Origin of the sequence: Flavobacterium sp. (assembly GCF_023151265.1) — a bacterium.
In the GTDB taxonomy this organism is placed as follows: domain Bacteria; phylum Bacteroidota; class Bacteroidia; order Flavobacteriales; family Flavobacteriaceae; genus Flavobacterium.
On sequence record NZ_JAKLJH010000148.1, the window covers coordinates 1 to 6153 of the forward strand.

General features: G+C 33.9%; 6 protein-coding genes. All 6 read left to right on the forward strand.

From position 1 onward, the window contains the following. A partial coding sequence (locus L6Q46_RS11915; protein ID WP_291284483.1) for a flavin reductase family protein occupies positions 1-616 on the forward strand: 616 nt, incomplete at its 5' end. A gap of 2 nt (positions 617-618) precedes the next feature. After that, complete coding sequence (locus L6Q46_RS11920; protein ID WP_291284484.1) at positions 619-1074, forward strand: SRPBCC domain-containing protein; 456 nt, start codon at positions 619-621, stop codon at positions 1072-1074. A 72-nt stretch (positions 1075-1146) separates the two neighbouring features. Then, on the forward strand, positions 1147-3444 hold the full coding sequence (locus L6Q46_RS11925; protein WP_291284485.1) for a bifunctional salicylyl-CoA 5-hydroxylase/oxidoreductase: 2298 nt from the start codon (positions 1147-1149) through the stop codon (positions 3442-3444). A 14-nt stretch (positions 3445-3458) separates the two neighbouring features. After that, positions 3459-3947, forward strand: coding sequence for a hypothetical protein (locus L6Q46_RS11930; RefSeq protein ID WP_291284486.1), 489 nt, complete (start codon positions 3459-3461; stop codon positions 3945-3947). A 7-nt stretch (positions 3948-3954) separates the two neighbouring features. After that, positions 3955-5544, forward strand: coding sequence for an AMP-binding protein (locus L6Q46_RS11935; RefSeq protein ID WP_291284487.1), 1590 nt, complete (start codon positions 3955-3957; stop codon positions 5542-5544). Between the two features lie 64 nt (positions 5545-5608). Further along, positions 5609-6153: hypothetical protein (locus L6Q46_RS11940; protein ID WP_291284488.1), on the forward strand; the 545-nt coding region annotated here is incomplete at its 3' end.

The following is a 6153-nucleotide window of genomic DNA, read 5'->3' on the forward strand; positions in this document are numbered from 1 at the left end:
ACACAAAATCATGCAATTCGACATACAAAATACCGAATCTTCCGCTTTATATAAGCTCTTAACAGGTACAGTAATTCCTAGACCAATAGGATGGATTTCTACAATTGACAACAACGGAATCAACAACCTTGCTCCTTTTTCCTTTTTTAATGTTGTGAGTGAAGATCCACCTCATGTTATGTTTTCAACCGTTCGGACAGGAAACAAAAACAAAGACACTTTAAATAATATATTAGACAACAAACAATTCGTTGTCAATTTAGTTACAGAAGAAGTTGTAGAACAAATGAACACTACTTCTCAAAGTGTAGCTGCTGATGTTGACGAATTCGAATTAGCTGGCGTTACTCCAATTGATTCAATTTACATCAAACCAAAACGAGTAAAAGAAAGCTTAGTGCATTTTGAATGTGAAATGGTACATCATTATTTCATTGAAAATCATCAAAATGGTGGCGCTTGTATTATCATTGGAAAGATTATTACCATGCACATCGATGATTCCATATTAATGGAAAATCACCGAATCAATTTAGATAAATACAAACCTGTTGCCCGTTTAGCAGGTTCTAATTATAGTAAATTAGGAGAAATATTCTCCATCAAAAGAGGTTAATCATGAGTTTAGAGCGATTAGAAATAAATTGTGCTATTCAAATTCAAAAACCAATTTACGAAGTTTTTGAAGCCATTGTAAATCCTGAAAAAATGACCAACTATTTCATCTCTAGTAGCACTGGAAAAATGGAAGAAGCAAAAAACTTGATTTGGAAATTCCCTGAATTCGATTTCGAATGTCCTGTTAAAGTTGGGAAAATAGAAAGCAACAAATACGTTTCATTTTATTGGGAAAACTCAGGAGTTGACTTATTAGTAGAAATATCTCTTTCTGAAAAAGAAAATAATTCAACTTTAGTTACGATTACAGAAAAAAGTATGGAAAATAATGAATCAGGTTTAAAATGGCTTTCCGGAAATTCATTCGGTTGGTCAAATTTTCTTGCTTGTTTAAAAGCCTATTTAGAATACGGAATCAATCTGCGCAAAGGTGCTTTTGATTTCATGAAACAATAAAATTATTAAATAAAATCTGCGGAAATCTGCGTTTTGCCAAAGCAAATCCGTTTCATCCGCGTGCTAAAAAATATGAAAATAACAGTTATAGGTGGTGGTCCAGGCGGACTTTACTTTTCGATATTAACCAAAAAAGCAATACCACATTGCCAAATCGATATTTACGAACGCAACAAACCTGATGATAGTTTTGGATTTGGTGTGGTTTTTTCAGACGAAACTTTGGGTGAATTCCTAAAACGCGACATGCAATCGTATGAATTAATCCGAAGCAAATTTGCGTATTGGGATGATATTATCGTAGCTCGTGATGGTGAATCGGTTAATATTGCAGGAAATGGTTTTTGCGGTTGTTCTCGTAAAACACTTTTACAATTATTACAGCAACGTTGCATTGAAGAAGGTGTAAATCTGCATTTCGAACAAAATGTAGATGATTTATCGCAATTCGCAGATTCAGATATCATTTTAGCTTCAGACGGAATCGCAAGTGCAATTCGTACACAATACCAAAAAGAATTCGGAACCAAAATCGAATTAAAGAAAAACCGATTCGTTTGGTTAGGTTCCACAAAACCTTTAGATGCTTTTACTTATTTCTTCAGAAGTACACCTCACGGAACTATTGTGGCTCATAGTTATCAATATGAAGAAGGCATGAGTACATGGATTTTCGAATGTTCTGACGAAACATGGCAAAAACATGGTTTTGAAGTGACCAATGAAGAAGATACGATAGCTAAAATCGCAGAAATTTTTAAAGAAGAATTAGACGGACATCCACTAATCTCAAACAAATCACATTGGCGTCAATTTCCGCATGTTACGAATGAAAAATGGTATCATAACAACATCGTTTTATTAGGCGATGCCAAAGCTACAGCCCACTACTCTATTGGTTCTGGAACTAAATTAGCGATGGATTGTGCTATTGGATTATCTGATGCCGTAATTGCGAATCCTAATAATGTTCAAGCCGCGTTCGAACAATACGATAAAACCAGAAGAAATACAGTAGAAATGATTCAATATGCCGCTGTAGTTTCTTTAGATTGGTTCGAAAATATGGACCGCCACATGCAACATCCATTCCAACAATTTGCGTTTGGATGTATGACACGTTCTAAAAAAGTAACATACGAGAATTTACGTTTGAGAGATAGTTCATTTACTGATAAAGTTTTAAACGAATTTTTGGAAACTTCCAACTCGAAACTCCCAACTTCCAACTCTGCAGCTTTCACTCCTTTCAAATTAAGAGAACTAGAACTTCCAAACCGCATCGTTATGGCGCCAATGGGACAATATTCTGCTATTGATGGTTTAGTTTCTGATTGGCATTTAGTGCATTACGGAAGCCGTGCTAATGGTGGCGTAGGATTAATAATCACCGAAATGACTGCCATTTCCGAAACCGGAAGAATTACTGAAGGGTGTGCCGGAATTTACAATGCAGAACAATTGAAACAATGGAAAAAAATTACTGAGTTCATTCATAACAATACAGCAACAAAAATCGGAATTCAATTAGGACATTCGGGAAGAAAAGGCGCTACCAAAAAACCTTGGGAAGGAAACGGACCAATGGAAACACCTTGGAATTTAATTTCTGCTTCCCCTATTCCATTCAATGAAAATTTTGCTACTCCAAAGGAAATGTCTTTGGAAGATATGGAGGAAATCAAAGCACAATTCGTTCAAGCAGCTAAAAATGCAGACGAAGCTGGTTTTGACATGATTGAATTACAAGCGCATCACGGTTTTTTGTTAGCTTCTTTCTTGTCGCCTCTAACTAATATTCGTACCGATGAATTTGGTGGTAGCATCGAAAATCGTTTAAAATATCCTTTAGAAGTATTTAAAGCGATTCGTCAAGTATTCCCAACGGATAAACCAATTTCAGTGCGAATTTCAGCTACGGATTGGGCAGAAAACGGAATTTCAGAACAAGAAGTAATCACTATTGCAACCGCTTTCAAAAATGCTGGAGCAGATATTATCAATGTTTCAACAGGAAATACTGTCGCAGGACAAAAACCACTAACAGGTAGAATGTGGCAAACACCTTTTTCAGATGCGGTTAGAAATACCGTTCATATTCCAACCATAACCGCTGGATATATTCAAGATATTGACCAAATCAATACGATTCTTTTAAACGGAAGAGCCGATTTAGTAGCTTTAGGAAGACCTTTATTGTTAGATGCTAATTTCGTTAGAAATGCTCAAGCATACGAACAATTTCAAGCGAATGATATTCCAAATCCATACAAAATGGGTGTTTCGCATTTGTATCCACTAAAAGCTTCGGAAAGAAAACAAATGGAAGGCATGAAAAAAGCATTAAAACCTAAGAGTAATAAGAAGTAGAAATAACTATGATAATGAAAGATATTGAAGTAAGATATATAGACGGATTTTCAAAAGAAGAGTTTGAGATTTTAAAAGAAATAGATGGTTTAGAAATTAATATTCCAGAAAACAAGAATAACATTTCTGCGGTATTATCAACCCCTGAAGATTACATTCTTATATTTTCTTTATATTTTGGATCAAAAGTTATTGAAAAACTATTTGATAAAGTCTATGAAAAAATTGCAGATAAAATTATATCAAGTATAACGAAGATTTGGAATAAGGCAAAAGAAAGTAAGCCTTGTATAATTAAATCTGATTGTGATCCTATATATAAAAAACCTAAAGCTAAAATAATTTTTAAAATTTCTGAAAATGATACATCAGAATTTGAAATTACTCCAAATATGTCTGAAAAGGAAATCAAGAAATCTATGAAGGCATTTATAAAATTAGTGAAATTACAATACAAAAATCGCCAAAAAGAGAATGACTTGAAATTAAAGATTAATAATTAATAATCGGATGAAAGACTATCAAGACAATTTTGCAAACAATAGCTTACCTGCTCTAGAATTACAACCAGAATATACCTTTTTGGATTTACCTCAATTCCAACATCCAGAAATGTTGAATTGTGTGGATAAATTGCTAGATAGCCACATTCGAGAAGGTCGTGGAAATAATAGTTGCATTCGCACGTTTGAAGAAACTTGGACGTATCAAGATTTGTTTGAAAAAGCGAATCAAATTGCACATGTCTTGGTCGAAGATTTAGGATTGAAATCAGGCAATCGTGTTTTAATTCGTTCGGCTAATAATCCGATGATGGTTGCTTGTTGGTTTGCTATTTTAAAAGCGGGTGGAATTGTCGTGGCAACCATGCCATTACTTCGTTCCAAAGAACTAACAACCATTATTGATTGTGCTGAAATTTCACATGTATTGTGTGATAAGGAATTAGAAGAAGAAATCCATTTAGTAAAATCAGATTTTCTAAAACAAACGTGTTTTTATGGGAATTCTCAATTGGAGGAATTAATGGCTTCTAAACCCAAAACTTTCGATAATTATCATTCCAAATCCGATTCTGTTGCTTTGATTGGTTTCACTTCTGGAACTACGGGTTTACCCAAAATGACCGCACATTATCATAAAGATATTTTGAATATTTGCGAAGCGTTTCCAAATTATTCTTTACAACCAACACAAAACGATATTTTCACAGGAAGTCCGCCACTAGGATTTACATTTGGTTTGGGTGGATTGGTGTTGTTTCCAATGTATTTCGGAGCTTCTACATTTCTAATAGAAAAACCGAGTCCAGACTTATTATTAAAAGCTATTCAAGATTTTAAAATTACGATTTGCTTCACCGCTCCTACTGCTTGGCGCATTATCACCACAAAAGTTCAGGATTACGATATTTCGAGTTTAAGAAAATGTGTCTCTGCAGGCGAAACTTTGCCTTTAAAAGTTTGGCAAGATTGGTATGATGCTACAGGTTTAAAAATCATTGATGGAATCGGTGCTACCGAAATGTTGCATATTTTTATTTCGTCTAATGAAGAAAACATGAAGCCTGGGGCAACAGGTAAAGCGATTACGGGTTACGAAGCCAAAGTCATAGACAAACAAGGCAACGAATTACCAAGAAACGAAGCCGGAAGATTAGCCGTTCGAGGAATTACAGGTTGCAAATACCTAAACCGAGAAGAAAAACAACGCGAATATGTTGAAAAAGGTTGGAACATCACAGGCGATATTTTCCGTCAAGACGAAGAAGGTTATTTCTATTTTGTGGCACGTGGTGATGATATGATTATTTCTTCTGGTTACAATATTGCGGCAATTGAAGTAGAATCCGTACTTTTAACCCACGAAGATATTTTGGAATGTGCTGTAGTAGGTTTACCTGATGAAGAACGAGGAATGCTGGTTTGTGCACATATTGTGTTACATGACAATACTAAAGCATCAGATGTAATGAAGAATCGTATTCAACACTGGTTCAAAGAAGTAGCGGCTCCATATAAATACCCAAGAGTAATAATTTTTGTGGAGTGTTTGCCAAAAACGGAGACTGGAAAAATACAGAGATTTAAGTTGAAATAAGAATATTTAGTAAATAATATTATAAAACACTTACTCATTATTTGGAGTAAAAAAATAAATTAAAATGGAAGAATGCTTTATTATTTGTCCAATTGGAAATGAAAATTCAGAATCAAGAAAACGTTCAGATAAACTACTAAAACATGTTTTTAAACCTGTTTTAGACAGAAACGATTACAAAGCATTGAGAGCAGATCAAATTCCTAAAGTTGGATTAATTACAACTCAAATAATAAATTTGATTATAGAAAGTCCACTTGTGATTGCAGATTTAACCGATTCAAATCCAAATGTTTTTTATGAACTAGCTATAAGACATGCTATCAAAAAGCCTTATATTCAAGTAATTGAAAAAGGTCAAAAAATTCCCTTTGATTTAAGTGGAATTAGAACAATTGAGATAGATATTACTGATTTAGATAATGTTGAAAATGCTATTAAAGAAATTGAAAAACAAATACATGAATTCAAAAAAGGCTATATTCCAGATTCACCTATCTCAATAGCTAGTTCAGCAAAAATTATTCAAAACGATAGTGATTTGGCTGAAGAAATAGCTGATAAACTTGGTTATTTCACTCATTTCTCAGATTATTCAAGTTACAGTTA